The 25,268-nt window shown below is 52.1% G+C and carries 29 protein-coding genes; 16 read left to right on the forward strand and 13 right to left on the reverse strand.

Annotated elements, in window-relative coordinates; genetic code table 11:
- The first annotated feature begins 13 nt into the window (after nt 1-13).
- The 3 genes from FYJ24_RS01305 to FYJ24_RS01315 all read left to right on the forward strand — a co-directional run bounded on the left by FYJ24_RS01305 (nt 14) and on the right by FYJ24_RS01315 (nt 2,194).
- On the forward strand, nt 14-589 hold the full coding sequence (locus FYJ24_RS01305) for a LacI family DNA-binding transcriptional regulator (protein ID WP_154542806.1): 576 nt from the start codon (nt 14-16) through the stop codon (nt 587-589).
- Between the two features lie 269 nt (nt 590-858).
- Entirely contained in the window at nt 859-1,776 is a 918-nt protein-coding gene (locus FYJ24_RS01310; protein WP_318656421.1) for a Bax inhibitor-1/YccA family protein, read from the forward strand.
- A 13-nt stretch (nt 1,777-1,789) separates the two neighbouring features.
- Nucleotides 1,790-2,194, forward strand: a complete 405-nt coding sequence (locus FYJ24_RS01315) for an FKBP-type peptidyl-prolyl cis-trans isomerase (protein ID WP_154542810.1) — start codon at nt 1,790-1,792, stop codon at nt 2,192-2,194.
- A 2-nt stretch (nt 2,195-2,196) separates the two neighbouring features.
- Here FYJ24_RS01315 and msrA read toward each other — a convergent pair whose 3' ends face one another.
- The gene (msrA, locus tag FYJ24_RS01320; protein WP_154542812.1) at nt 2,197-2,718 is read right to left on the reverse strand and encodes a peptide-methionine (S)-S-oxide reductase MsrA; all 522 of its coding nucleotides are present in this window, start codon (nt 2,716-2,718) and stop codon (nt 2,197-2,199) included.
- Between the two features lie 15 nt (nt 2,719-2,733).
- On the opposite strand from msrA, the gene FYJ24_RS01325 reads away from it, so the two are divergent.
- Complete coding sequence (locus FYJ24_RS01325; RefSeq protein WP_154542814.1) at nt 2,734-3,939, forward strand: AI-2E family transporter; 1,206 nt, start codon at nt 2,734-2,736, stop codon at nt 3,937-3,939.
- Nucleotides 3,940-4,012: 73 nt separating this feature from the next.
- Here the strand turns inward: FYJ24_RS01325 and greA are convergent, their stop codons facing one another.
- A complete protein-coding gene (greA, locus tag FYJ24_RS01330; protein WP_318656422.1) occupies nt 4,013-4,489 on the reverse strand; it encodes a transcription elongation factor GreA in 477 nt (158 codons plus the stop codon).
- 55 nt (nt 4,490-4,544) lie between these two features.
- Nucleotides 4,545-5,222, reverse strand: coding sequence for a PAQR family membrane homeostasis protein TrhA (gene trhA / locus FYJ24_RS01335; RefSeq protein WP_154542816.1), 678 nt, complete (start codon nt 5,220-5,222; stop codon nt 4,545-4,547).
- Between the two features lie 191 nt (nt 5,223-5,413).
- On the opposite strand from trhA, the gene uppS reads away from it, so the two are divergent.
- The gene (gene uppS, locus FYJ24_RS01340) at nt 5,414-6,112 is read left to right on the forward strand and encodes a polyprenyl diphosphate synthase (RefSeq protein ID WP_404814685.1); all 699 of its coding nucleotides are present in this window, start codon (nt 5,414-5,416) and stop codon (nt 6,110-6,112) included.
- 60 nt (nt 6,113-6,172) lie between these two features.
- On the opposite strand, the gene FYJ24_RS01345 is transcribed toward uppS, so the two are convergent.
- From FYJ24_RS01345 to xseA, 3 genes are all read right to left on the reverse strand, one after another.
- Complete coding sequence (locus FYJ24_RS01345) at nt 6,173-7,099, reverse strand: carbohydrate kinase family protein (protein ID WP_154542818.1); 927 nt, start codon at nt 7,097-7,099, stop codon at nt 6,173-6,175.
- Between the two features lie 88 nt (nt 7,100-7,187).
- Nucleotides 7,188-7,427, reverse strand: a complete 240-nt coding sequence (locus tag FYJ24_RS01350; protein WP_154542820.1) for an exodeoxyribonuclease VII small subunit — start codon at nt 7,425-7,427, stop codon at nt 7,188-7,190.
- A 24-nt stretch (nt 7,428-7,451) separates the two neighbouring features.
- Complete coding sequence (xseA, locus tag FYJ24_RS01355) at nt 7,452-8,777, reverse strand: exodeoxyribonuclease VII large subunit (protein ID WP_225871892.1); 1,326 nt, start codon at nt 8,775-8,777, stop codon at nt 7,452-7,454.
- Between the two features lie 85 nt (nt 8,778-8,862).
- Here xseA and FYJ24_RS01360 point away from each other — a divergent pair, with 85 nt between their 5' ends.
- The 4 genes from FYJ24_RS01360 to FYJ24_RS01375 all read left to right on the forward strand — a co-directional run bounded on the left by FYJ24_RS01360 (nt 8,863) and on the right by FYJ24_RS01375 (nt 13,506).
- Entirely contained in the window at nt 8,863-9,858 is a 996-nt protein-coding gene (locus tag FYJ24_RS01360; RefSeq protein WP_154542822.1) for a 4-hydroxy-3-methylbut-2-enyl diphosphate reductase, read from the forward strand.
- A 97-nt stretch (nt 9,859-9,955) separates the two neighbouring features.
- On the forward strand, nt 9,956-11,032 hold the full coding sequence (gene ychF / locus FYJ24_RS01365; RefSeq protein ID WP_318656424.1) for a redox-regulated ATPase YchF: 1,077 nt from the start codon (nt 9,956-9,958) through the stop codon (nt 11,030-11,032).
- Nucleotides 11,033-12,138: 1,106 nt separating this feature from the next.
- Nucleotides 12,139-12,534: a nucleotidyltransferase family protein gene (locus tag FYJ24_RS01370; protein WP_154542824.1), complete on the forward strand. Its 396-nt coding sequence runs from the start codon at nt 12,139-12,141 to the stop codon at nt 12,532-12,534.
- A 51-nt stretch (nt 12,535-12,585) separates the two neighbouring features.
- Nucleotides 12,586-13,506 carry a pseudouridine synthase gene (locus FYJ24_RS01375; RefSeq protein WP_206192421.1) on the forward strand — a complete coding sequence of 307 codons (921 nt, stop codon included), beginning with the start codon at nt 12,586-12,588 and terminating at the stop codon, nt 13,504-13,506.
- 18 nt (nt 13,507-13,524) lie between these two features.
- On the opposite strand, the gene def is transcribed toward FYJ24_RS01375, so the two are convergent.
- Together def and FYJ24_RS01385 are read right to left on the reverse strand one after the other, a co-directional pair.
- Nucleotides 13,525-14,076: a peptide deformylase gene (gene def, locus FYJ24_RS01380; protein ID WP_154542826.1), complete on the reverse strand. Its 552-nt coding sequence runs from the start codon at nt 14,074-14,076 to the stop codon at nt 13,525-13,527.
- Between the two features lie 35 nt (nt 14,077-14,111).
- Complete coding sequence (locus tag FYJ24_RS01385) at nt 14,112-14,561, reverse strand: hypothetical protein (protein WP_206192422.1); 450 nt, start codon at nt 14,559-14,561, stop codon at nt 14,112-14,114.
- 275 nt (nt 14,562-14,836) lie between these two features.
- Between FYJ24_RS01385 and FYJ24_RS01390 the strand changes: the two genes are divergently transcribed.
- The gene (locus FYJ24_RS01390) at nt 14,837-15,256 is read left to right on the forward strand and encodes a pyridoxamine 5'-phosphate oxidase family protein (RefSeq protein WP_154542830.1); all 420 of its coding nucleotides are present in this window, start codon (nt 14,837-14,839) and stop codon (nt 15,254-15,256) included.
- Nucleotides 15,257-15,295: 39 nt separating this feature from the next.
- Here the strand turns inward: FYJ24_RS01390 and FYJ24_RS01395 are convergent, their stop codons facing one another.
- Together FYJ24_RS01395 and FYJ24_RS01400 are read right to left on the reverse strand one after the other, a co-directional pair.
- Nucleotides 15,296-15,625, reverse strand: a complete 330-nt coding sequence (locus FYJ24_RS01395) for a transcriptional regulator (RefSeq protein WP_318656425.1) — start codon at nt 15,623-15,625, stop codon at nt 15,296-15,298.
- Nucleotides 15,618-16,085 (reverse strand): hypothetical protein, encoded by a 468-nt coding sequence (locus FYJ24_RS01400; RefSeq protein ID WP_154542832.1) that lies wholly within the window; start codon nt 16,083-16,085, stop codon nt 15,618-15,620. The genes FYJ24_RS01395 and FYJ24_RS01400 overlap by 8 nt, the downstream gene beginning before the upstream one ends.
- A gap of 185 nt (nt 16,086-16,270) precedes the next feature.
- On the opposite strand from FYJ24_RS01400, the gene FYJ24_RS01405 reads away from it, so the two are divergent.
- Both FYJ24_RS01405 and FYJ24_RS01410 read left to right on the forward strand, forming a co-directional pair.
- Entirely contained in the window at nt 16,271-16,939 is a 669-nt protein-coding gene (locus FYJ24_RS01405) for an HAD family hydrolase (RefSeq protein ID WP_206192423.1), read from the forward strand.
- Nucleotides 16,940-17,338: 399 nt separating this feature from the next.
- The gene (locus tag FYJ24_RS01410; protein WP_154542836.1) at nt 17,339-17,965 is read left to right on the forward strand and encodes a GNAT family N-acetyltransferase; all 627 of its coding nucleotides are present in this window, start codon (nt 17,339-17,341) and stop codon (nt 17,963-17,965) included.
- Here the strand turns inward: FYJ24_RS01410 and FYJ24_RS01415 are convergent.
- Both FYJ24_RS01415 and FYJ24_RS01420 read right to left on the reverse strand, forming a co-directional pair.
- Nucleotides 17,931-19,133: an MFS transporter gene (locus FYJ24_RS01415; protein ID WP_154542838.1), complete on the reverse strand. Its 1,203-nt coding sequence runs from the start codon at nt 19,131-19,133 to the stop codon at nt 17,931-17,933. The genes FYJ24_RS01410 and FYJ24_RS01415 overlap by 35 nt on opposite strands.
- A gap of 35 nt (nt 19,134-19,168) precedes the next feature.
- Nucleotides 19,169-19,966 (reverse strand): aldose epimerase family protein, encoded by a 798-nt coding sequence (locus FYJ24_RS01420; protein ID WP_154542840.1) that lies wholly within the window; start codon nt 19,964-19,966, stop codon nt 19,169-19,171.
- Between the two features lie 660 nt (nt 19,967-20,626).
- Between FYJ24_RS01420 and FYJ24_RS01425 the strand changes: the two genes are divergently transcribed.
- Both FYJ24_RS01425 and typA read left to right on the forward strand, forming a co-directional pair.
- Complete coding sequence (locus tag FYJ24_RS01425) at nt 20,627-21,328, forward strand: hypothetical protein (RefSeq protein WP_154542842.1); 702 nt, start codon at nt 20,627-20,629, stop codon at nt 21,326-21,328.
- 58 nt (nt 21,329-21,386) lie between these two features.
- Nucleotides 21,387-23,297 (forward strand): translational GTPase TypA, encoded by a 1,911-nt coding sequence (gene typA, locus FYJ24_RS01430; RefSeq protein WP_154542844.1) that lies wholly within the window; start codon nt 21,387-21,389, stop codon nt 23,295-23,297.
- A 24-nt stretch (nt 23,298-23,321) separates the two neighbouring features.
- On the opposite strand, the gene FYJ24_RS01435 is transcribed toward typA, so the two are convergent.
- Nucleotides 23,322-23,540 carry a putative acetyltransferase gene (locus FYJ24_RS01435; protein ID WP_225871893.1) on the reverse strand — a complete coding sequence of 73 codons (219 nt, stop codon included), beginning with the start codon at nt 23,538-23,540 and terminating at the stop codon, nt 23,322-23,324.
- 64 nt (nt 23,541-23,604) lie between these two features.
- Here FYJ24_RS01435 and fdxA point away from each other — a divergent pair, with 64 nt between their 5' ends.
- Both fdxA and dapC read left to right on the forward strand, forming a co-directional pair.
- On the forward strand, nt 23,605-23,922 hold the full coding sequence (gene fdxA / locus FYJ24_RS01440; RefSeq protein WP_154542953.1) for a ferredoxin: 318 nt from the start codon (nt 23,605-23,607) through the stop codon (nt 23,920-23,922).
- A complete protein-coding gene (gene dapC / locus FYJ24_RS01445; protein WP_154542848.1) occupies nt 23,919-25,079 on the forward strand; it encodes a succinyldiaminopimelate transaminase in 1,161 nt (386 codons plus the stop codon). The genes fdxA and dapC overlap by 4 nt, the downstream gene beginning before the upstream one ends.
- The last annotated feature ends 189 nt before the right edge of the window (nt 25,080-25,268 follow it).

Genomic DNA, 25,268 nt, shown 5'->3' on the forward strand with positions numbered 1-25,268 from the left:
CCGACTGAGTGTTATGGTCCCAGATATTCATAACCCTTTCTTCAACGGTGTTGTTCGAGGTGTCGTTGAGGGTGTTGGATCGGTACATTTCGATAACGGTGACGCCATTCGTAAGGCGATTCGTCATTTGCGAGCCATGGGCCATGAGCGTATCGGCTACTGCGGGGGACCTGAGTCATCGAGGTCAGCTTGGGAAAGATTGGAAGAGTTCAAACAACTGCTTGGAAGTGAATGTGAGGGAGAGTATCTGGGTGCTTTTTCTCCGACATTTGAAGGTGGACAGCAGGCAACAGACGTGGCCCTTAATAAGGACGTGACAGCAGTTGTCACCTATAACGATCTGATGGCTGTGGGTTTCATTAAGAGAATGAATACCTATGGGTTGACTGTGCCTGGGCGCCTTTCGATCGTCGGCATTGATGACATACCAGTCGCAGAGATCGTAACCCCCGGACTGACAACAGTAAGTCTTCCCCGAATTGAGGCAGGGAAAGCAGCGGTCGAACTCCTAATGTCTGGACGCACTGAAGTCCTTGACTTGCCGACGAATCTCATCGTTCGTTCATCGACCTCTCGACGAGAAGCCTGAGGGGCATTTTCGAAAAGACGCTAACAGCAGAATTTGCAGCTTTTACTGGAGGTGCGAATGTTCAATTTAAGAATGGCCTCTGGTGGAAGCCCAAAACCTGGTCGCCTTGAATACGTGACTGAGTAAGATGTGCCGGGACTCATGCATTTAGTGCAGCAAATCGAATAGAGGAAGGAACAGCTTATCGGTGAGACTCCTCTTCCTACTTGTTGGGTTCATGTGAGAAACTGGCAGGGACTGAGTACCTAATAGCTGGAGGAATACCCCACGTGAGTAATCCGATCTTTAATCGTCTGGATAAGGAATGGAGCGCTGAAGCGCCTGTTCCAAATGGAGCTGATGCTCGATACCCCTATTCTGCTGCAAGTGGAGCTGCCGCTACAGCTCAAGCTGCAAAGCAGACACTACCAACCTACGATGCGCAGGCATTTGAACAGTTACAACAGTCCTATCAAGGGCCCTCCGCCGACGCCGTTGACCGTGGTCGGATGACTTACGACGATGTCATCATCAAGACGGGTCTATCACTGGGTGTACTAGTGATTGCCGCGGCGCTCTCCTGGATGCTTACCGGTGCGGACCGGATAGCTGGGACAATTTCGCCATTAGCGATGCCACTCATGCTTGGTGGGTTGCTCGTTGGGTTTGTCTTGGCAATGGTCAATATTTTCTCGAAGCAGATCCGCCCGGCATTGGTCTTGCTCTATGCGGCTGCTGAAGGTGTCGCACTCGGGGCACTTTCTGCGGTCACTGAGATGATGATTCCGGGCGTCGTTATTCAGGCAGTCCTAGCTACCGTTGTGGTTTTTGGGGTAACCCTTCTGCTGTTTACTTCAGGCAAAGTACGTAATTCTCCCAAACTGATGAAATTTACGCTGATCAGCCTATTAGGACTGATTGGGAGTCGACTTCTTATATGGCTGCTTTCATCATTTGGGATTATCGGAGCATCTGGCACCGCCGACCAGATTACTGTCTTTGGTATCCCGCTAGCACTTTTCATTTCGGTCTTTGCCGTGTTCATTGGGGCAGTATGCCTGATCTCTGATTTCGATGCAGCCAAGGTTGGCGTTGAAAATGGTGCGCCAGCAAAATACGCATGGTCATGTGCGTTCGGTCTTATGGTGACCCTTGTGTGGCTCTACGTTGAGATCCTCAATATTCTCTCTTATCTGAACCGTAACTGATTGGCTGCTTTCGATGGAAAACATTACAGTAACAGGTGATTTTGGGAAAAAACCCAACCTTGAGTTCACTGATGCGTTAGCTTCGCCGGAACTCGAAGTGGAGGTTCTTGTACCTGGAGATGGCCCGATTGTAGAAGCTGGTGATGAGATCATTTGCAACTATTTGGGACAGGTATGGGGAGGCGAAGTTTTCGATAACTCCTACGATCGCGGCCAGGCACTCGATTTCCAGATCGGTGTTGGAATGGTCATACGCGGGTGGGACGACGGACTGGTTGGACAACGTGTGGGATCCCGAATCCTATTGTCGATACCTTCGGATTTAGGCTATGGCGATTTCGGTGTCCCTCAAGCTGGAATCAAAGGCGGAGACACACTGGTGTTTGTGACAGACATACTGGGCATCAAAGGCCAATAGCGTCACAGAATCCCGCTGGGACACGCAATCCCGTTGAAACCATGATTGCAGTATCCCAGCGGGTTTTTCTCTAGGTATTTTTGGTGATACTCCTCAGCGTCCCAGAATTCCACACCTCTTGCGGAATCGATAGTAGTGACAATTTTCCCTGCCCCAGCCTGGTCTAGACGTTCTTGGTAGGCGTCTTTTACCCCAGTAATCATGTCAATATCTGCGTCAGAGGTTGCCCAGATGGCTGACCGATATTGTGTTCCAACGTCATTGCCCTGACGATTCACTTGGGTCGGGTCATGGTTCTCAAAAAACTTGGCGACAATTTGCTCCACCGAAGTTTTCTCAGGATCAAACATGATTTTTACTGTTTCCGCATGCCCGGTAGTGCCAGTGCATACCAGTGCGTAATTTGGGTTCGGAACTCGCCCTCCCATATATCCAACGCGAGTGGAGATAACTCCGGGGAGCGCACTCAAGATACGTTCGAGTCCCCAAAAACATCCACCAGCAACAAACACCTCTTTAGACATGGGTATTATCGTAGTGTGGAAAAGAGGCGGGCGGAATATGTACCAGCAATCTTGCGAATAGGTGCCGCCTGGTCGTGGAGGCTTCTTCTGATTCTTGGAGTGGCAGCGGCTCTCATATGGTCAGTGCGGCCGATATATGAGGTGGTTGTTGCACTATTCTTGGCAATGCTTCTCAACGTCATGTTAACCCCACTGGTGGGCTTCTTGCGGAGGCGTGTAAAGCTCAACCGAACGGGAGCGGCTGCTGTCGGCCTGTTGGTCGGCGTTGTTGTCGTAGTGGGGCTATTCGCGGTATCTCTAGACCAGCTGATCCGGAAAATTCCCAGCCTCGCGCAACAAACGATTCAAGGTGTGAACTCAGTACTGGAGTGGATCAATAATTCTTGGGTCGGCACGCAATCTGATCAGCTCAGAGACTGGATCACTGATGTACAGAATGATGTTCTCAACGCAGCCAAGAGTAATTCGGCCTATTTAGCTGGTGAAGCATTAGGAATCGCGGTATCAACCGTGGGTGTTCTTGCATCAGCTCTGATTATGTTGTTCACACTTTTCTTTCTGCTGCGTGATGGTCGCGGAATCTGGATATGGGTGTTGCGTATGCTTCCAGAAGCAGCACGCTACCCCGTCAACGAAGCCGCGATCCGAGGATGGGTTACTTTGGGCGGATACGTGCGCACGCAGGTCGAAGTCGCGGCCATCAATGCCATTGGGATTGGTGCCGGTGCACTCATACTCAAAGTACCGCTGGCAATCCCCATTACGGTTCTGGTTTTCCTTGGTTCATTCGTTCCTATTGTGGGTGCCTTCGTATCTGGCGCAGTCGCTGTATTTGTAGCCCTTGTGAACAATGGCCTGACTACAGCGATAATAATGCTCGTTGTAGTGGTGGTTGTCATGCAACTTGAGAGTCACGTGTTACAACCATGGCTGATGAGTTCCGCGGTATCGATCCATCCGCTGGCCGTTGTGCTATCGGTATCCGTTGGCACGATTATCGGTGGAATTCCGGGAGCACTTTTTGCCGTGCCTCTGGTGTCCTTTGTGAATGTCGTTGTGCTCTACCTTCACGGACATGACACCATGCCGCTGCTCAGTCAGATCGAAGACCGTCCAGGGGGGCCTCCGGGCAGTCTCAATGAGCAAATCAAAGCATCCTATCGAGTGATACCCGGCTGGGAGCAGGAACGGCTAACGGAAGAAGCTGAGGGAGAGAGTTAGAAGAATGGTGGGTGGCGAGTGGACGCATATATGCGTCCACTCGCCACCCACCATGACGACTACAGTTGGTGATTCAGCCTTCGAATGGAGTTGCGCTGATAATCTCCACCGCGATTTCGTTGCCATTAGGTGCTGTATAAGAGACGGTTTCCCCCTGGCGCGCACCGATAATTGCTTTGCCGAGTGGAGCATCCGCCGAATAGACAGTGATGTCTAATTCACCTCGGACTGCTCGGGTACCAAGGAGGAATTGTTGTTCTTCACCTAGAATTCTTGCGGTAACTACCATGCCGGGTTCAACAACGCCGTCGTCGGCCGGAGTGTCACCCACTTCAGCATCACGCAAAAGTTCTTCCAGCTGAAGAATTCGGGTTTCGTTGCGGCTTTGTTCCTCCCGTGCGGCATGATATCCACCGTTTTCTTTTAAATCGCCTTCTTGGCGCGCTTCATCAATGAGCTTGATGATACGTGGGCGTTCAACCTCTGTGAGGTTCTTATATTCTTTTAGCAAGGTGTCATACTGCCCCTGCGTCAGCCATGTCTTGGCCACGGCACCTCCATTTGTCTGTGAGACTCGGGTCTATGGGTGAAGCAGACTGCGTCAGCTACAAGACTGCAATATACGCCGCAATGCACTGACATGCCCAGGCCGCCACGGTGAAAGCATGGAATACCTCGTGAAAACCAAACCATCGCGGCCATGGATTAGGCTTTTTCATGGCATATGCAACGGCCCCGATTGTGTAGAGGATTCCTCCGATAAGGACTAGCCATACGACTGCTGGCCCACCAGATTGCCACATTGCTGGAAGATACCAGATTGCGGTCCACCCTAAAATGACGTAGATCAAAGTAGAAAGCCATCGTGGAGCTGTCGGCCAAAATAGGTTAACTAAGATACCCACCAACGCGCCAATCCATACGATTGCCAGAAGTATCGTCGCTTGGGAACGATCGAAGAGAGACACGGCCAGCGGAGTGTATGTTCCAGCAATCAGCAGGAAGATATTGGAATGGTCCATTCGGCGCAGGAAAGTCTCTGCTCGAGGCGACCAATAGAAGAGGTGATACAGGGCCGAAACCCCGAATAGAATAAAGGAGGCCAGCATATAGACCGCTGATGCCCACTTGGTTCCAGTGGTGGGAGCAAGTATCGTCAGTACAATCGAAGCTGCCAATGACAGTGGGGCGGCGATAAAGTGTATCCAGCCTCGCAAGCGAGGTTTGCGTACTGTCGGATGACCAGGAAACCATTCTACGGGTCGTCGTGAGACGATTGGCATTTGATCTTCCTCCTTTAGTGAAGCACCCAAAGATAAAGGTACTCCACTTTGGTGAGTGGACGCATATATGCGTCCACTCACCAAAGTGGAGCGGTAGGGTTGAGGCATACATAGAAGGGGGTGCTGTCGAAGTGAGTTCAGGATTGCTATACGGCCTCTATGAACGGCGTCTACAACGCGAATTGCGCGGTATGCCTGTGCCGCAACACGTCGCAGTAATTCTCGATGGAAACCGCCGTTGGGCTAAAGCGATCGGTTCGCCAGCATCTGAAGGGCACCGTGCTGGTGCCGGAAAAATGATCGAATTCCTTGACTGGGCGGAGGAAGTAGGGGTTTGCCTTGTCACCTTGTGGATGCTTTCGACAGAGAATCTTTCACGTGATGAGAGTGAGCTCGCAGAACTACTTGAGATTATCGCCTCGGCGGTCGAAACACTAGGGAAAACAGGACGCTGGAAACTACGAGTGGTCGGAGATTTGCGTCTAGTCGAGAGTGAGTATGCCAGTCGTCTCAGCGCCGTCGAAGAAGCGACATGTGACATTGACGGAATGGAAGTAAATGTCGCCGTCGGATACGGTGGCCGCCATGAACTTGTAGATGCTGTACGTGAACTTCTCTTGCAGGCCGATGGGGAAGGTACTTCTGTTGCCGAGCTCGCAGAATCGTTGACTGACGCCGATATTACTGAACATCTTTACACACGAGGACAGCCTGATCCTGACCTAGTTATTCGAACTTCTGGAGAACAGCGGCTATCGGGTTTTATGCTGTGGCAGTCGGCGCATTCAGAGTTTTACTTTTGTGATACATATTGGCCAGACTTCCGCAGAGTCGACTTTCTGCGGGCGTTGAGATCGTACGGGCAACGGGAACGCAGGATGGGGAAATAAGAAGCACCCCGTCACAATGTACTGGAGGGGTGCTTCTGATAGAGCTCGGGGCAGCGCGAACTATAGTTCGTGAGCCCAAGGTGGGTTTGCCCCGGCACGTGACACTGTCACGTTAGCGACTGCATTTGCCTCGTCAAGGATTGAAGAGAGATCGTTTACGCTCAGTGAACCTAAGGCTTTTGCGCCTGCACGCCCAGTAAGATTCCGTGCCCAAAGTGAGTTGATGAGTGATCCCATGAAAGAATCCCCCGCGCCAACTGTGTCAACGACGTCTACGGACGAGGGACGCCGCTCCACTCTCAGTCCTTCCCGTGTCCAGGCAACCGGGCCTTCTTTACCTTGTGTGAGCACTGCTAGGCCAAGAGAACTGATGTCAAACCAATGTGCAATGGCCTCGGCCGTGGTCAAATCGGGGTAAAGCCAGTGGAGGTCTTCGTCCGAAACCTTTACAAGATCGGCGTTCCGTATAAATGCTTCGGTAACCGGGCGGGTCTGGACTGCGGGGTCCATGATGGTGGGACGGGCATTGGGATCGAATGAGACAAGTGCAGTCTCGCGAGCTAGCTCGAATGCCTCCAACACGCGGTCTCGTCCTGGCTTAAGCGCTGCTCCTAATGAGCCTGAATGCACAAAAATAGCTTCTGAGGGAATAGATATTGTGTGGGGGAGATCCCAGTCGATATCAAATTGGTATGTGGCAGCCCCAGATTGGTCAAGCAATGCCATAGCGGTGGCAGTATGATGTGCGTTCTTCCACTCGTCCTTTACTAGCACGCCAGATTCTGTAACGTGATCAAGAATCTGTTGGCCGTGCCCATCCTGGCCAACCCAGGTGATAAGTTCCACCGGTCGTCCAAGTCGTCCCAAGGTGAGAGCAACATTGAGGGGCGATCCTCCTGGATGACCAGTTGGCTCTTCATTGCTATCGGCACGTTTTACCAGATCAACTAGTGCCTCTCCGATTATCAATGCGAAGTCAGTCATCATCGCTCCAGGTTCGCAGGTATATGTTCAAGGTCGACCAAATGCAGGTTCAGCCGCCTTACTACTGTACCGGCAGATGGCGCTCTTTCGCTTACACTTCCGAGTTCGAGTCTGAGTTGTGTTGGGATGGCCCATCAGGAGCGGTAGCGCTCTGCTGCACTTCTCGCAATGCTGATTCCAAAATAGTGCGACAACGTTGCGCCAAGGATTCTCCTCGTTTCCACAGTTCCAAGGTCTTCTCAAGTGGGGCGCTTCCTGATTCAAGGACTTGTATCACCTGACGCAGCTCATCGCGGGCCTGTTCGAAGCTTAAGGTGTCGATGTTTTCCATGGTGTTTTCTCCCTTGAGATTGCTTCAGAGTGACTTTTCTTGAGTTGGTGGGGTTTCATCGTGTGAGGGGGCTTGAGGCTTTATAGGGTTGGTGCCAAATACTTGAGCGACCAGTGATCCCCTGGCCATGACCGCCTCAAGGAGGTCACCTTTTTTTACATTTCCAGCATCCATCACTACCGTCCCATCGGGTGCGCGCAGGATGGAGTATCCACGTTCCAAAGTTGCCTGCGGTGAGATGGCACGAAGCGTTGCCTCCATCGAATCGAGTTCCGCGTTGAATGCTGCAACCCGACTTGATGCTGCTCCCCGCATACGTAACACTGCCGTTTCAAGGCGTTCCAGTTGGCTTTCAAAGGGGGCTCCGGGCTGGGCAAGAACCGGACGGCTAATGAGCATGTTGAGGGCATCGCTTTCCCTCTGGAGTCGGCTGCGAACAGCACTTGTTGCCCGGGACGATAATTCAGAAAGTTCGCCCAATAGCTCGTGGGCATCTGGAACAATCTTGCGTGCAGCATCTGTGGGCGTTGATGCTCGGTAGTCGGCAACGAGATCGAGGAGAGGAGCGTCCTCTTCGTGTCCGATTGCCGAGACTAGGGGAGTGCGGGCTGCGGCTGCTAGCCGGACCAATGACTCATCCGAGAATGGAAGCAAATCTTCAACAGAGCCTCCTCCTCGCGTAATGACTATCACGTCGATATCATCTTTACGGTCCAACTCGACCAAGGCGGCACTGACCTGGGCAACACAGTTGACACCTTGCACAGCAACTTCGCGAATAACAAACTGAGCCGATGGCCAACGAAGTCTGGCATTAGCCAGAACATCTTCCTTTGCTTTGGCATTGCGCCCGCAAATCAAACCAATGCTACGAGGCAAAAAGGGAAGAGGCTTCTTTCTGTCTTCAGTGAAGAGGCCCTCGGCTGCTAACGCTCGGCGTAGCTGGTCAATTTGGGCTAGAAGATCCCCCTCGCCCTGTATCAGAATCTCATGGGCACGGAGCGAGAGGGATCCGCGTGTCTCCCAAAAATTGGGTTTGACACGCATGACGACTCGAGCGCCAGCATCGAAAGCCACTCCGGCACTTTCGACTGTCTGAGGAAACGCGTTGACGTTGATTGAAACGTCGCTTTCGATATCGCGGATAACGAAAAATGCCGTGCGTGTCCCTGGGCGGGGTTTGTATTCCACTACTTGCGCTTCGATCCACAACTCAGGCATGCGGGCAATGTGGGCCTGCATCTTAGAGGCGAGGAGCCGCAGTGGCCAGGGGTTTTCCACTGTGGTTCCACCCGCCATAGGCGGCAGTACACGCGCCGGATCCGGAATCGGGGCCGTCTGAATCGTCATGAGTAACACTGTGCCATGACAGAGCGCAGAGGTAAAACGACAACCTCACAATTTGTGGATAACCCGGGCACGGTAGGCTGTGGACATGGATGTAGGTGACACTGGCCGGATTCTGTTGGCTGCCCCTCGCGGATACTGCGCAGGAGTTGATCGAGCGGTTGAAGCGGTCGAAAAGGCGCTTGAACTGTATGGAGCTCCAATTTACGTGCGAAAAGAGATCGTTCATAACAAATATGTAGTGGAGACTCTGGCTGCCCGGGGCGCCATTTTTGTAGAGGAAACTGACGAAGTTCCCCAGGGTGCTCATGTTGTGTTCTCGGCTCACGGCGTCTCGCCAGCCGTGCATGCAGCGGCTGAGGCTCGCGGCTTACAAACAATTGATGCGACCTGTCCTTTGGTGACTAAAGTGCACCGGGAAGCAACCCGTTTTGCTAAAGAAGACTACGACATTATTTTGGTTGGGCACGTCGGTCATGAAGAAGTTGAAGGAACTTTCGGGCACGCCCCCAAACACATCCAGATAGTCGGCACCCCTGATGAAGTCGATCAAGTCGAAGTACGTGACCCTGACAAAGTCGTGTGGATTTCGCAAACCACGCTCTCGGTTGACGAGACAATGGAAACTGTTCGCCGCTTGAGGGAGAGATTCCCGAATCTCAGCAATCCGCCCTCAGATGACATCTGCTATGCCACTCAAAACCGGCAAGAGTCAGTCAAAGCGATTGCACCTCAGGTTGAGACCATGATCGTGGTTGGTTCGGCAAACTCATCCAATTCGGTTCGCCTGGTCGAAGTAGCTCTTGAAAACGGTGCTCGCACGGCCTACCGCGTTGATAAAGCTGATGAACTTCAAGACCAATGGTTTACACCAGGTTCTACAGTAGGGGTCACATCCGGCGCGTCAGTGCCAGAGATTCTGGTGCGCGACGTCATTTCCTGGTTACAGAATCATGGTTTTGGCGAGGTGGAAGAGGTTCGCACTCAAGTTGAAACTATCACCTTCGCACTGCCGAGAAACCTCAAGACAGCACTTCGCGAGCACGGTGAAAGAGCCCTCCCAGTTCTTCCCCACACGCACTGATGCGTCTTGAAGCGAGTTGCGGTGCTGCTTCCTCTAGTCATTAACCTAACAACACGGCGATTCGGGACCGCACTGCGCCCCAGGTAGACTAAACCCCGTGGCTTTGACTATTGGAATCGCAGGACTACCCAACGTAGGTAAGTCGACTCTCTTTAATGCTCTGACGCGTGCGACGGTACTCGCTGCGAACTATCCATTCGCAACCATTGAGCCTAATATCGGAATCGTCCCGCTACCGGATGAGAGACTCAATCGTCTTGCCGAGGTTTTTGGCTCAGAAAAGATAGTTCCTGCAACCGTATCGTTTGTCGATATTGCAGGCATCGTGCGTGGAGCCTCCGAGGGGGAGGGCCTTGGCAATCAGTTCCTCGCCAATATTCGCGAGGCGGACGCTATTTGCCAGGTAACCCGCGTGTTTGCTGACCCAGATGTGGTCCACGTCGATGGGAAAGTCGACCCGGCCTCGGACATAGAAACAATAGCAACTGAGTTGATCTTGGCTGACGTGCAGACGTTGGAAAAAGCAATCCCTCGCCTCGAAAAGGACGTAAGGAACCGTCGCGTCGACGCCGAAGTCCTCGATACCGCAAAGAAAGCGCTCGAGATACTAGAGGCAGGCAAACTGCTTTCTGCGACTTCCGGACTTGACCACGATATTCTCAAATCGTTCCAACTGATGACCACCAAGCCCTTCATTTATGTGTTCAACATGGATGCTGCCGGCATGGATGATGATTCCCTCAAACAGGAATTGCGTGAGCTTGTCTCGCCAGCCGAAGCTATTTTCCTTGATGCTGCGTTTGAGGCTGAGCTGGTAGAACTCGATGAGGATGATGCCCGCGAAATGTTGGCCGAGGCGGGGCAAGAGGAATCTGGGCTGGACCAGTTAGCTAGGGTTGGATTTGACACTCTAGGATTGCAGACCTACTTGACTGCGGGTCCAAAAGAGGCCAGGGCATGGACCATCCACAAGGGCGACACGGCTCCGGTTGCTGCCGGTGTGATTCACACTGACTTCCAAAAAGGATTCATCAAGGCTGAAGTAGTGAGCTTCGATGACCTGATGGAGTACGGCTCTATTGCGGAAGCCCGGGCTAAAGGGCGCGTCCGTATGGAGGGCAAGGACTATGTCATGAACGACGGCGATGTGGTCGAGTTCAGGTTTAACGTTTGATGCGTTGGTTTTTCACCGAGCTTCATCCGGTAACAGCCTGTTGGGCGGGGCAGATATTGGCAGATTATTGGATGCCAAGAGGTGGGCACGACAGCGGTAGCACGCGAAGAGCTAAGTGAGGGCATCTTCTCTCTGGCACCACGACGAGTGATCCGATGGTCTTTTGATCGCAGCTTTTTCCTTCTGAAGACAAGGATGATGAAGAGGCATAGCAAAACCCATCACATCTTCACCGCGAAGGGCTGGCCGTTGCGGTCGAGAAGTTCTCTTTGATGCTTGGTGATTGAGAAATTGAGTACGCGCACGAAATTGCAGTGCTGACTGGCTTGAAGATGGCGTTGGAGCACATTGAGAGAGCGATGAACCGCTACAGCGAAGTACTCGGGGAGGGGGGACGCGACGACTAGTAACTGTTATTCAATCAGACGTGACTGCTACAGCACCAACGGACGAAGACCGTTTCACGAGCCTGATACCGTGTATCAACTGCGTGATGGATACTTCATCTACCTTGCCCCTTCTTACGCCAAAGATTCAGATGCCGTGTGCATGCAGCATTTGCGGCGGATTCTTCACCTCCACCGCTCAGAGCCCCATGGACATCACATCCACAGGGCTCTGGCATTCGGTGTCTTCTGCATTGCTGTTGTGGCGCAGGGCCGGGAATTCCCTGGACAGCGTTGACAAAATGCCGAGCATGAGTGAGGAGCATCTGCTGGGGATCCGCTTGTACTCGCAGACAGAGAGAAGGGATCTGGTGCCCAATGTCCGTGTGATCGGCACGATCCATGACGGAGAGTCTCTGATCGTGGAGCACAGCGATGGGTCGACATCGGTAAGCGTCGTGAGCGTGGTTCCGCTGTGCAGGCCGAGAGAACGTAAGGGGCGGCGGGTGAGTTTTGCGAAGATCGTCTCGTCCGTGGGCACAGCCTGCAGGTTGATGCTGGTGAGCGGCAGCTCCAGCGCTTAGTGCAGTGTTCGCAGATGCCGATCCGGGCGAAAGGGTCTGCTGATGGTTTGGTTGAGTCGATGCTTGGTTCCATTTTTGTGGTGGGGCTGGATTTTTACGCAACGCTGTGTGGGACCATCTAAGTGGCCGACCTCCATTGCATGATGCGGATGTCGACTTGGTCTACTTTGACCGCAACAACCGAACCCCCGAGTGTGACTGGGAATTCGATGACATTGTGCGGAAGCGTTTTCCGTTTGCCATGTGGGAAGTCCGCAATCAAGCGCGCATGCACGTAGTTGATGGCAGCGACCCCTATTCTTCGACGGCCGAAGGGATATCCCACTGGGTTGAGACGGCCACCTGTGTTGCCGTGCGCCTGTCGCAAGGACGACTCAGTTTTCTCTTCTGCTATGGAACTCAAGATCTCTTTAACTTGGTTGCACGGCCAATACCGGCACTTCGCAGCGCTGCAGCTCAAAAACTATTCGAATCCCGCATCCAAAAGAAAAAATGGACTGAAAGATGGCCGTCACTAAAAATCGTCCAATAGGAAAGGCGCCTAAAAGAGACGCGCGCGCCACGCAGTCGGTACTATGGCTGAGTGCTCGAACGCTCTCCGTTGCCGCCTCGGCGAGGCCTTGACGCGGCAAAACTCCGCACGCCAGATAGGAATAAGGGACCCTCGTCTCCCTGGCGCACAATGGGAGAATGGCTCACTGAGAGAGTCCCAGCAAATGTTCCAGTAGCGGACATGATTGCGCGAGGAGACTTTGTGTACTCCTCAGGTGCTGCAGTACTAGCCGATGATGCGTATCGCCCACATACCCTAATCTGGTTCTACCGCGAAGAAGTCGAAGAACCGGAAGTACCAGGGCGCATCGATATTGTGTACGAAGACGATAAGATCCTCATTGTTGATAAGCCGCCCTTCTTAGCGACCATGCCGAGAGGAAGCCACGTGCGTCAAAGTGTCGTGGTGCGGTTGCGTTTCGAATTGGGACTGCCAGAGCTGGCTCCGATGCACCGACTCGACAAAGACACCTCAGGCCTTCTTGCCCTGACCAAAGAGAGACGTTGGCGGGGCGCCTACCAGTCACTGTTCGAGCGCGGCGCTGTGTCGAAGACCTATTGGGCATTAGCTAATGAATCCTCCCACTTGAGTTTTCCAATAACAGTTCGCAACCATATTGCGAAGAACCGAGGTGAACTGCAGGCTCGAGTCATCCCAGGCCTCCCAGCGAACTCAGAAACGCTCATTGAGCGGGAAAGCACTTGCGGCCGCTATGGGCTCTACCGGCTGACACCTCGGACAGGAAAAACCCACCAGTTACGCGTACACCTGAGCCATGTGGGTATTCCTATTATGGGCGACTGGCTCTATCCCACGGTGCGCGATAGAGCCCTTACTGATTTTTCCCAGCCGATGCAGCTATTAGCAGGTGAGCTGTCATTTACCGACCCCTACAGTGGTGAAAAGCGTCATTGGGCGAGCAAGAGGACTCTTCCTATTCAATCAGAATGACAAGCCCGGACCACAGGATCACTCTTTTTCCGGAAGCCAGGACAACCCCGGCTGGCCCCACCCCTCCGCGTCCACAATCTTCATGGCCTGCCGATGATATTTAGGTAGAAGCCTGTCCACGTAGATGATTCCATCCAGATGGTCGAACTCATGTTGCATGATTCGTGCCCGCCAACCTCCAACATTGATCTTGACACGGTTCCCCTCCAAATCGACTCCCCGCACGCGCACCCGGCCAGAACGACGCAAAGGATATTGCTCTCCAGGAAACGACAAGCACCCCTCAGACTCAGTCTCCGGATCCGGCATCCCGGGCTTCGGCGGCAGCATCCACAACGTTGGATTAATCACCACGCCGCGCCAGATCCCCGACTTTCTCTCATAGGTGTAGGTGTAAAGACGCAAAGGAACACCAACTTGGGGTGCGGCAAGCCCAACTCCAGGAGCGGCATCCATCGTCTCATACATGTCCTGAACTAAGTCGCGAATCGTCGAATCAACACGGTCCACGCTGTCAGCTGGACGGTGCAGAACCGGATCGCCCCATATGCGTATCGGAAGAATCGTCATGTACTCAATACTAGATACACTGCCACGTCAAGCGTTTAGTAGTTCTGTCGGTGCCACAGATGAACTGAGGCCACCTCGCGCACAGAATCGTCAGTATCCTCAGCTAGTCTTCGTAGAATGCGCAGGGGGACCCGCGGGTTTTCAGCTATCTGGCACCTCACCCAAGGGTAATAATCTCGCGCGAGGCGACCCATGAGACGGGGAGATATATCAGTTCGTTTCGCCACCGTAGCTCTGACGAGATCAGACCGGTCTTTCCCCAGCCTGTGCACTAACCGTTTGTTCAGATGAGGTCTTGTTGCCAGATTGGCGCGCACTTCTTCGTCCCGATCTCTTCCTAGAGCGCCAATATAGGTGGCGGGCAAAGCAGGATTCGCGGCCAATGCGGCTCGAATTAACGCATCATCTGATTGAAAAAGCATGGCAAGAATCTCAGGGTTCGTACCGGTCGATGCTTCTTCGTATTCAGGATTCATGACTGCCACACGGATCTACAGACATTGATGAGAACATGGAGGTTTGCGAGGTGAGGACGGTCTTGAGGCATTCCTTCCACCTATTTCCAACGCGAGTAATGGCTGAACCTATTGTGACATAAAACCGCAGATAGAGCGTTCCTGGAGCCCATGGAAACCATATGAATATCTGCGTGATACTTATTATTAGCATGTATGGGTCTCTTGGCTTACTTTTTCAAGGAAGCACGCCACTAGAATCGAAGAAGAAATAGACATAGATAATCCGTGCAAGGGGGCAAGAAATGACACGTGATGATTTTGTCGCATTTGTTCGTCAGGTCAGTGAAGGCGTTATCGCCACCGTCAATAGAAGTGGCAAACCGGAAGCTGCATTAGTGGGACTAGCATCCAACGATGCAGGTGAACTGATCTTTAGTTCGCTGACCTATAGTCGCAAAATTCGTAATATCGCAGCAACGCCTCATATTGCATTAGTAGTAGGACGAGATGATGGTCTTGCGGTGCAGGTAGAAGGGACAGCAAAGATCCTTGAAGGTACTCAGCGGCATGAGTACGGTATGGAATACCTTAGACAGTTTCCGCGCTCACAGGCGCTAGCAAGCACCTATGCGCTGGTGCGAATAACACCGGAATGGATGCGATCCTGCGACGTACGAAAAGGTGAACTCGTCATTGATGAGTGCAGCTATTGGGATGACTAGGATGTTCAACGTATAGAACGTTAGAGGATGTCAATAGTATTACTTAGAAGAGTCATTGAGGTGAAGGTTTTCCATCTCTGCTATTTCACGAAGGGCCCTTATGTGAGAGGAGAATGCTAGACGCCCTTGGCGGGTGAGAGATAGCCAGGTCAGTCGCCGCGAATCGGTTCTCTTTGGTGACGGATTCTTCGAAATGGACACATAGCCAGCTGATGAGAGCACCTTGAGGTTCTTAGATAACGATGCATCGGCCACGGTAAGAGTATCTCTGAGCACTTGAAACTTAAGTCTTTCGACACTGTTGAGTATTCCGCAGATGCGAAACCGCAGTGGCGCGTGAATCACCTCGTCAAAAATGGTATCACCCACGAGCTGTCCTCTTGAGCGCTGAAGAGAATACTAGCTTCGACAAAACAGTTGCAGCGAGAAATGCTGCGAGAGTCGTGAAGACAACCGCCCACGACAGATCTAGTGATACTAAGCCTAGGGATACGCTATAGAGCGCTAGTAGCGTGACAATGAGAGCGGTCACGAAGACAATCGCCTGACCGCCCATTGTCCGGAATCGAATGCCCGAGCGCTGCTCAAGAAGGTACGTGATGACAAGACCCACGGCAAGGATGAGAAAAAACGATCCCGGGGCTCGATAGTCAGCTCCAGGTGAGGTCGATGCCGCATTTGCCACGAACCACGCTCCGACACCGCCGTATGCGAAAAATAACGACCAAGGAATTGCGACGCTTTGGGTGAGTCGGGCACGATCTGCGTCAAGCAAATCGATCGAATTGCTAATCTCTACGGGGGACGCAGTGGTGGGGTCACTTTCCATGGAGGAAAGTCCATCAGACGTTTTCCGCAATGGAAAATATTTCCTGTTGAGTCTGCTTGCGATGGAAGTGCGACAGATTGCCGAGTGAAAAAGAGGTGTTCGACCTATAGAGGTCAGTAGTTTGGTGAGAGGCTCAGTCCATCAACTCAGAAGGCAATAGCTAGCAAATGGTAAAGTTGGCTTTTGTGACGCACCAATTTTCTGCAGTATTCTTCGACTGCGACGGCGTACTAGTCGATTCCGAACTCATTACACACAGGGTTTTTAGGGAAATGCTCATCGATTTAGGGTGGAATATCTCTGAAGAAGAATGTGTCCGACGATTTATTGGCAAATCATTCAAAGATCAAGCTCCTCTCATTTATAAAGAGACTGGGTATTTGATTGACGATGGGTGGATTGATAGTTTTCGACGCCGCAGGGACGATGCGTTACGCCATGAGTTGGGCGCTGTACCGGGAGCAATCAATGCGGTTGCAACAGTCTCTGAAGCGATGGAAGACCGTTTCGCATGCGTCAGCGGGGCAGATCGACAAAAAATTGAAATGCAGCTTAAAGTGACGGGATTGGCAGGTTTTTTTGGAAATCGGGTTTTCAGTGGCATGGAAACGCCGCGAAGTAAGCCAGCTCCTGATGTGTACATCGCCGCAGCTGAAGCAATGGGGGTAGATGTGAAATCCAGCGTGATCATTGAAGATTCCCGTGCAGGTGTACAAGCAGGACTGGCAGCGGGCGCGACAGTTCTGGGCTTTGCAGGCTCAGGTCTGGGGTATCTCAGTGCCCAAGAACTCATGAGTGAAGGTGTAACAGCGACCTTCACGTCTATGGATCAGTTGCCCTCAATGATTTTGTGAAGTGTATCGAGCGGGGTTCTGGATGTAGTTGGAAATCTTTCAATCCTATTGCTATGGAGATCTCTGAGAAATGTGTAAGTACAGGCCCGTGGTTTCACGATGGCATAAGATTTTTGCGTGATAGTTAGAATGTCTAATGAATGAACAGTCTTTAAGGTTTACAGTGTTATTAAATAGTAAGGTTTTGTGATTTCAGATAGAGACATAGCTTCTCCACGATGAATATTCATTAGGGGCGTATCTTAGAAAAGAATTACATTGTCGTAATCTACGACGAGCCTAAAATATCCCACAATACGAGAGAAACTAGACTGCATATTTACCTGCATAGATGTGTCTTGCATCAAAATATATGCCGAGTAGACGTAAATTTGCGTCCACTCGGCATAAAGTCGGTTCATGGCTAAACTAAAACATCCTCCTCCTTATCCACCAACAAAACCTGTGATACGTCTGGACTTGTACGGCCCCTGGTACGCATTTCCTTCTTGGGATTTGCATGTCGAGTGTACGACTGTGCTGGGTGACAATCTGTACACGCCATTACAGATGCAATGGTGGTTGGGAACTTCGTATATGTGGGCGGTCCGCAGGGCAGAAGCCCGTACGGTTGTTGTTGAACAAAATAAGCAGCTTATAGGCTTTATCGATGTCGACGATACAGGATTCATTGATAAAATTTATGTCAAACCAGAGATGACACGAAAAAGGATAGGAACTCTGCTTCTTGGTTGGGCAACTCGCGAGACTATCTATTGTCACTGCCGTGAAATAGCTACTGTGGCATCACCTCTGGCCCGCCCTTTCTTTGAGGCTAATGGGTTTACCATAGAGAAGACTATGAGGCGCAATATAAATGGTGCCCGAATAACCTCATATCTCATGGTGAAGTCGCTAGTGGCGAAAAATGTGGAAGTCTACGAAAGACTTCCGGCAATGGTGCCGGAATTTGAACTCGAAGTGGCGGTAAGACCAAAACAAAGAGCAAAATTTATGGACCGACGATGGAGAGGTTATCATCGATGATTTGCGGACGAGCGGCCATGAGGCCAGCTATACACATAGGAATTGCACAAGCAGCGAGACTCCAAAGGATGGGTGGCCATGCTCCGATCGCCTCGTAGAAGACACCGACCAAAAGGGGTCCGGCGGCCGCCAAGAGATAGCCGTAGGGTTGCACGAAACCGGAAACGGCGCTAGTAACACGAGGATTCCGCGTACGCTCAATGATGAGTGCAAGTGCAGTGGGAAAACAAAATCCAGAAATTGCTAGGAAAATAGCCCATAGCCAAGGGAAAGTGGTGGGCATTAAAGCTAAGCCAGCATAGCCAGTGGCAAGAAGTGTTGAAAAAAGAACTATGCTGGCTGGCAGCCACTTTTTTCGAGCAACAACAGCGGGCATGATTATCCCCCCAGGTATTCCTCCTGCAGAAATTATTGCGAGCATTATTGATGCGTTGCCAGCGGAAAGCCCCCCGGATCGATATATCTCGGCCAGCCATCCAAATTGTACATACGCCTGCATGGACTGCAGTCCGAAAAACAGCATGAGGGCGACTGCTGTGCTCGAACGCAACAGTGACCGAACCCTGAAGCGCTCTGAGGTTATATGTGCGGATGATTGTGGGCGAAAATACTTCCAGGCGAGGAGCCACAATACTGCTGCAATCGCAGCGAAGAGCGACCAAATGCCGACAGAGAGCCGCCATCCGCCGAGTTGGCTAAGTGGTGCTGCCAACAAAGTCGGCAGTGTTGCGCCAATTGCCAGCGCTGTGGTGTAAAGAGTTGCTACTTTTGCCGAGGCGGTAGGAAACGACGTTTTGATGAAAGCCGGGACCAGCACGTTACCGATTGCCATTCCTGCCAGAGCGAACAAGGAGTATAGAAGGAAGAGGCTCCAGGAACCTGTAAGAGCACGCAAAATGGAACCAAATGCAATAGTGCCGCACGCGACAGCTAAAGCGCTCACTGGACTCATATATGCGACCACTCGGTTGGCTGTCATTCCCGCTAAAGCGAACACGAAACCAGGAAGAGCCGTAAGGATACCTGCCAAAGAAGCCGACATCCCTAGGTCAGTACTCAACTCTGCAAGGACTGGTCCAACAGCTGTTGCTGCCGGGCGAAGGACTATAGCAGTGACAGCTACAGCGGCCACACTCAGCCAAGCGGGCACGGTAGATGTGTGTTTCATATGTTCACAGGGCTTTCAGATTGTGTAGGAAATAGTCAGCCGAGAGGCTCTACCGATAGATGTACAGAAAGCGTGTGCTCCTCGCCAGCTGCGAGGAAAATGGGACTGGTACCGCGGTTTCCAAACGCTACCCTGAGGAATCTTTCCCACGACTCTGGAGGCAACGAATCATCATTGTAAGGTGTGGTCGAAATGTTGATGTCCCACGGATTCCAAAACTGCAGTGTTGAAGCCCCGTAACTTGCGAAAGTAAACCGACTCCTCCCTCGTAAATCCTCGACAATCAGTTCGTCGGGCTCAAAGAACTCAATCTCAGAAGGACCCACAAAAACAAGGTCCCCAGTGAGTGTCTTCTTCTGGGACCTATTCTTTGAGGAGGTGAACAGGTGATTTGTGAGCCCCTGAACGGTCACGTCCTTTATATCGCCGATATTCAGGTCAAACTGTAGTGCCTCATCAATAACAATTGACTCGGAACTTGTGTTATGTACGGTCAGGGTGAGAACCAGATCAACTGAAGAGAGAATGTCGAAGTAAGCCGGTACGGTGTGGTGAGGAGCGAGGTGTTGCTCTAAAGTGAGACGTGTTGATGTCGGTTGCTCGATTCGTTCTATTTCTTCCCAAAGAATTTGATCGGCAATACCCTGTTGTGAGTTTTCTCTATGCTCACTTAAGAATGCGCGTGCGCCTCCTACGGTAGAAAACTCTTTGGTGGACTCGAAGAACACGTGAGTTCCGCCAGTGGGCATCCATTGTTCGGTTTTTCCCATAGCTGGGCACACTCGCGTAACGCCAAGGTCGCTTCGAAGCGTTGTGTTCAGCATTGGTCCCATGTGTCCAGCCTAGAGCCTCAAGCCGATATTTGTGAATCTGGATTATACACACTTTTTTCCACAGGACTGTTTTGGAAGTGGTGGACTTGTCGGAGGCCTTTGCAACAATAAAACCGCCAGGGGGCAATGAAAGGAATAAACGTGGCTTCCGCAACGTGTATCCAACGTCCTGGAAATCCGATAATCTATCTATCGACCTGCGGAAAGAGTATTTTTTCGGCGGCTCATTACCAATCGAAACGTCAGGCTATTAATTGGCAAATTTTGGCGATGTATCCCCAAAAAAAGAGGTTCGAGGGGTTGGGCAGAGCCTTGCGATATCCACAGGTAGCTCCAATACGTGTGGATAAAAGCCCATATGTGGTTCCTAAGACAAGTCTAAATGAGATTGAAAAATGCTTGCCCAAAAATGCGCGTGAGGCTCGTGCGATGAGATTCTGTCATGGGTGGTATCAAACCAGAAAACTGAATGACTTCGAGAAGCTATTGGCAGTTTGTCATGTCACACCAGACGATGCTGCGCTGGCGGGAGAAACTGCGGCATTGGTCTATGGAATCGATATGAGAGAAAGCCATAGGCTCGGAGAGCCCTATCGGATTTGCATGGTACGTCCCCAGGGCAAAAGGGCTCTAAGGAGCCCAGGAATTCACTGCAGAGTCATGGATCTTTCGAAAGGCGACGTCATTACCTACAAAGGGTTACGTATAACGTCCCCATTGCGCACTCTTGTAGATTTAGTGCGTGTGTCAACTTTGGATGTTGGAACGCACCTTATCGAGCTCTTTTTGAGAAGAGGTCTGGTCTCGTGTGTAATGATCGAGAAAGCAATAGCGCGTTTGGTGGGTTTTCGAGGGATTACCACTGTCCGTTTGGCGTATAAAAGCGTCAACGTGAAATCTGAGTCTCCGATAGAGACTGCAGTTCGACTCCGCCTGGAAGAAGCACGATTGCCGTCAGTACAAACACAGATTCCAGTGGTGATTCCAGGTGAAACTGCACCGAGAAGAATCGACCTAGGGTGGGTAAATGCACCGGGAGGCCCCCTGGGGATTGAAGTGCAATCTGTCACCTTTCACCCAACGAGTGGGCCCAAATTTGAGTCCGATCGGCAAAGGAAGCAAGCGCTAGAATCGCTGGGTTGGCGGATACTTGAAGTTCGCACGGCTGACTTGCGTGGCAAGAAGAAGACTTTTGAGAACCAGGTGGCTCACCTGCTCGGAATGAGCATTCCGCAAGGCGAGCGCAAGTATTGGGGCCCTAGCCGGTGGGACCGGAAGCACAATAAATGGAGGCAAGATCCACAACGTCTGTGGCCAGCTTACCGCGAGACATGTGGGGAAGCTCGCGTCAATCTGACTTAGCGGGTGGCGCAGAGGTCGCTAGTCTGGTGGGGAGAGTTCTTTACCTGGAGGTTCCACCATGTCCCGTCGCCCTGAGTTACGTAATGTTGCGATTGTGGCACATGTCGACCACGGCAAGACAACTTTGGTAGATGCGTTGCTGTGGCAAGCTGGTGCGTTCGCTGCCCATCAAAAAGCAGAGTCGAGTAGCGAACGAGTGATGGACTCCGGAGACCTTGAGAGGGAAAAGGGCATCACGATTCTCGCAAAAAACACTGCGGTGCGTTATCGACGGGTCGATGACCCTGAGTCGCGCGAAGTGGTGATCAACGTAGTTGATACACCTGGGCACGCAGATTTTGGCGGTGAAGTGGAGCGCGCACTGTCAATGGTTGACGGTGTGGTATTGCTTGTGGACGCCTCGGAAGGACCCCTGCCTCAAACACGATTTGTCCTGCGTAAAGCTCTGCAGGCGAATCTCCCCGTGATGCTTGTTGTGAACAAGGTAGATCGGCCTGATTCACGCATTGACGAGGTAGTGCAGGAGACAACGGATCTTCTGCTGGCACTTGCTGAAGATCTACTGAATCAGGGTGCTGATATCGACCTCGATCAAGTACTAGAAATGCCTGTCATTTTTGCATCAGCAAAGGCGGGGATGTCGTCGCGGAGCCAACCGAGCGATGGGGGACTGCCTGATGGCGATATGACACCGCTATTTGACGCAATCCTTGATGCGGTTCCAGCTCCATCTGGTGACCCAGATGCTCCGCTGCAGGCACAGGTGACAAACTTAGATGCTTCCCCGTTCCTTGGACGACTGGCTCTCATTCGGATCCACAATGGAACTTTGCGTCGCGGGGACCAAGTTGCTTGGATAAATAAAGACGGAAACACTTCGAATGTCCGTATTTCGGAGCTTCTGCGTACTGAGGGGCTTGATCGTCAACCCACCGAGGAAGCTCATGCTGGCGATATTGTGGCAATCGCGGGGATCCCGGAGATTACCATTGGTGACTCACTAGTTGATATCGACAATCCCGTTCCACTACCCCCTATTCACGTCGATGAACCAGCAATCTCAATGACGATTGGTATCAATACATCTCCGATGGCTGGCCGCGTTAAGGGAGCTAAGGTTACTGCACGCGCTTTGAAGGATCGACTAGATCGCGAACTCGTTGGAAATGTTTCGCTTCGTATCGAACCAACGGAACGTCCCGACGCGTGGGAAGTTCAGGGCCGTGGCGAACTTGCTTTGGCAATTTTGGTTGAACAGATGCGACGCGAAGGCTACGAAATGACTGTAGGGAAACCTCAAGTTGTGACGAGAACCGTCGATGGAAAACTGATGGAACCGATGGAGCGGCTCACAGTTGATATTCCCGAGGAACATCTGGGGGCTGTAACTCAACTATTGGCCGCCCGCAAGGGACGGATGGAGACTATGTCAAACCAAGGTGCGGGGTGGGTTCGCCTCGAATTCTTGGTGCCTGCACGCGGTCTTATCGGATTCCGAACAAAATTTCTTACGGAAACACGTGGCACTGGTGTTCAGTCATCAATTTTTGAGGGGTACGAGGCGTGGCATGGGCCAATTGAACAGCGCACCACCGGTTCGATAGTTGCTGATAGGGCTGGTCAGGCAACACCCTATGCGATGCTTGGGCTGCAAGAGCGTGCTTCATTTATGGTCGAGCCAGGATCGGAAGTGTACGAGGGGCAAGTCGTGGGTGAAAACCCTCGCAATGAGGATATGGACGTTAACATCACGCGGGAGAAGAAGCAAACCAATACTCGTTCCGCCACTGCAGATGTCTATGAAACGCTGACTCCGTCAAGGAAACTGACATTGGAAGAAGCTCTCGAATTCGCGTCGGACGACGAGTGCGTTGAGGTTACTCCCGATGCCGTTCGTATCCGCAAAGTGATTCTCGATAGTCAGGAACGGTTCAAGGTTGCTGCTCGTCGTCGGCGTGAAGGGCGCTAGTGGTGAGTGGACTTGTATGTAAGTCTACTCGGCAATCTGGGAACGCTTCGATACAAGCTTGCCTGTGATCATGGTTTCGGCTTTGACGAGAACATCACCCCTTCTGGCTCTAATGCGAACATGCTCAGGAGCTGTTTCGAGTAGTTCTCCGAGTGCGTCGTGTACGCCGTCCGATGCGCGGTATCGAACCACCACCCGGTCTCCAGGGGTCCAATCTAGCCAAGGGAGAGAATGTATTGTCACCTGCATGAGTCTACCTTGGGGCGAGTGGTCGCTAATATGAGACCAGTCGAGTAATGGAGGAATGATGACATACGTGATCGCTGAACCATGTGTAGACGTGAAAGATCGTGCATGCGTGGATGAGTGCCCTGTCGACTGTATTTATGAGGGGAAGCGTTCGCTTTATATCCATCCGGATGAGTGCGTCGATTGTGGTGCGTGCGAACCGGTGTGCCCTGTGGAAGCAATCTTCTACGAGGACGATGTGCCCCCCCAGTGGTCGGACTATTACAAAGCAAATGTAGATTTCTTTGAAAAGATCGGATCGCCTGGCGGTGCTCAAAAGACTGGGCCGTTTGATTTCGATCATCCTGTAATAGAGGCTGTGGAGCCGCGAGGATGAGCGGACTACCGCGACCGTTAGGACTCCCTGACTTCCCTTGGGACACTTTGGCTGCTGCTCGAAAACAAGCGAATGGCTATCGTGAGGGAATCGTTGATCTGTCGGTCGGCACGCCAGTTGACCCGACACCTGCCACAGTCCAGAAAGCGCTAAGAGAAGCCGCTGACGCTCCTGGATATCCCCCGGTAGTGGGGACTGGCCAGGTAAAACAGTCAATCCATCAGTGGATGCGTCATCGGGGCATGATCGAGTTATCTGATGATGCGGTAATCCCCACAACCGGCTCGAAAGAGATGGTTGCATGGTTGCCAAAACTGATTGGCGTGCGGCCTGGAGATAAGGTTCTCTACCCTGAAGTGGCGTATCCGACCTACCATGTGAGTGCGGTATTGGCGGGCGCTGAGCCGGTTCCAGTCAATCCCTACGATCTGTCGACTTGGCCCGATGATGCAGCATTCGTGTGGCTAAACTCGCCCAGCAACCCAACCGGCGAGGTCATGTCAGCTGAGTGGACGCAAATATGCGTCCAGTGGGCGCGTGAACGCGGCACGGTGATAGTAGCGGACGAATGTTATGCAGAGTTGCCGTGGTCACCTCGCTACCAGAAGTCGGGGGTACCATCATTACTCTGGCCAGCTGTATGCGATGATGACGCTCGGGGGCTAGCGGTGCTGTATTCGTTGTCTAAGCAATCGAATATGGCTGGGTATCGTGGCGCGGTCATGGTTGGAGACCAAAATTTAGTTAGCGCGGTTGTCGAAGGACGGAAACACTCGGGGCTTATGACCCCTGCACCTGTCCAGGCGGCCATCGCAGTAGGACTGAACGACTGGACGCATATTCACGACCAGTCGGCGCGCTATGGTCGGCGACGCGCTGCGTTGCTCCGTGCAGTCGAGACAACGGGGCTTATTCCTTATGAAAGGACCGAAGCAGGTCTCTACTTGTGGTTGAGCGCCTCTGAAGACTTTGATTTTGAAGAGACTGATTTAGTAGCCCCCAATCGTGGCCGTGCTTTAGTGCAGTGGTTTGCGCGTAGGGGAATTCTTGTTGCTCCTGGTGATTTTTACGGTGAAAAGTCAGTCGATTTCGTTCGTGTGGCGCTTACGGCAACTGATGAGAGCATCGAGAAGGCGTGTATTCGCTTGTCCGCTTAGAGTGAACTCGAGTCGTCGATTCGAACATGGTGGATGGATGAACTAGCCAGCTAATGCTATGTGAGGTGTCACACCAGCGCCGGGACGTTTGTCCCCGCTGGGATGATTTTAAAGTGCAAAATGGTGAGCACTAACTCGTCCTTCGCGATAGGCTAGCTATTGTTGAAAAAGTACATCCATATGGGTGTT

Origin of the sequence: Scrofimicrobium canadense, assembly GCF_009696615.1 — a bacterium.
GTDB lineage: Bacteria > Actinomycetota > Actinomycetes > Actinomycetales > Actinomycetaceae > Scrofimicrobium > Scrofimicrobium canadense.

What these genes read in the sequence shown, in the direction of transcription:
- FYJ24_RS01305 (WP_154542806.1), top strand. Translation starts at nt 14, where the DNA reads ATGGTCCCAGATATTCATAACCCTTTCTTCAACGGTGTTGTTCGAGGT.
- FYJ24_RS01315 (WP_154542810.1), top strand. Translation starts at nt 1,790, where the DNA reads ATGGAAAACATTACAGTAACAGGTGATTTTGGGAAAAAACCCAACCTT.
- msrA (WP_154542812.1), bottom strand. Translation starts at nt 2,718, where the DNA reads ATGTCTAAAGAGGTGTTTGTTGCTGGTGGATGTTTTTGGGGACTCGAA.
- trhA (WP_154542816.1), bottom strand. Translation starts at nt 5,222, where the DNA reads ATGCCAATCGTCTCACGACGACCCGTAGAATGGTTTCCTGGTCATCCG.
- uppS (WP_404814685.1), top strand. Translation starts at nt 5,414, where the DNA reads ATGCCTGTGCCGCAACACGTCGCAGTAATTCTCGATGGAAACCGCCGT.
- FYJ24_RS01345 (WP_154542818.1), bottom strand. Translation starts at nt 7,099, where the DNA reads ATGATGACTGACTTCGCATTGATAATCGGAGAGGCACTAGTTGATCTG.
- FYJ24_RS01350 (WP_154542820.1), bottom strand. Translation starts at nt 7,427, where the DNA reads ATGGAAAACATCGACACCTTAAGCTTCGAACAGGCCCGCGATGAGCTG.
- xseA (WP_225871892.1), bottom strand. Translation starts at nt 8,777, where the DNA reads ATGACGATTCAGACGGCCCCGATTCCGGATCCGGCGCGTGTACTGCCG.
- FYJ24_RS01360 (WP_154542822.1), top strand. Translation starts at nt 8,863, where the DNA reads ATGGATGTAGGTGACACTGGCCGGATTCTGTTGGCTGCCCCTCGCGGA.
- def (WP_154542826.1), bottom strand. Translation starts at nt 14,076, where the DNA reads ATGACGATTCTTCCGATACGCATATGGGGCGATCCGGTTCTGCACCGT.
- FYJ24_RS01390 (WP_154542830.1), top strand. Translation starts at nt 14,837, where the DNA reads ATGACACGTGATGATTTTGTCGCATTTGTTCGTCAGGTCAGTGAAGGC.
- FYJ24_RS01400 (WP_154542832.1), bottom strand. Translation starts at nt 16,085, where the DNA reads ATGGAAAGTGACCCCACCACTGCGTCCCCCGTAGAGATTAGCAATTCG.
- FYJ24_RS01410 (WP_154542836.1), top strand. Translation starts at nt 17,339, where the DNA reads ATGGCTAAACTAAAACATCCTCCTCCTTATCCACCAACAAAACCTGTG.
- FYJ24_RS01415 (WP_154542838.1), bottom strand. Translation starts at nt 19,133, where the DNA reads ATGAAACACACATCTACCGTGCCCGCTTGGCTGAGTGTGGCCGCTGTA.
- FYJ24_RS01420 (WP_154542840.1), bottom strand. Translation starts at nt 19,966, where the DNA reads ATGGGACCAATGCTGAACACAACGCTTCGAAGCGACCTTGGCGTTACG.
- FYJ24_RS01425 (WP_154542842.1), top strand. Translation starts at nt 20,627, where the DNA reads ATGGATCTTTCGAAAGGCGACGTCATTACCTACAAAGGGTTACGTATA.
- typA (WP_154542844.1), top strand. Translation starts at nt 21,387, where the DNA reads ATGTCCCGTCGCCCTGAGTTACGTAATGTTGCGATTGTGGCACATGTC.
- fdxA (WP_154542953.1), top strand. Translation starts at nt 23,605, where the DNA reads ATGACATACGTGATCGCTGAACCATGTGTAGACGTGAAAGATCGTGCA.
- dapC (WP_154542848.1), top strand. Translation starts at nt 23,919, where the DNA reads ATGAGCGGACTACCGCGACCGTTAGGACTCCCTGACTTCCCTTGGGAC.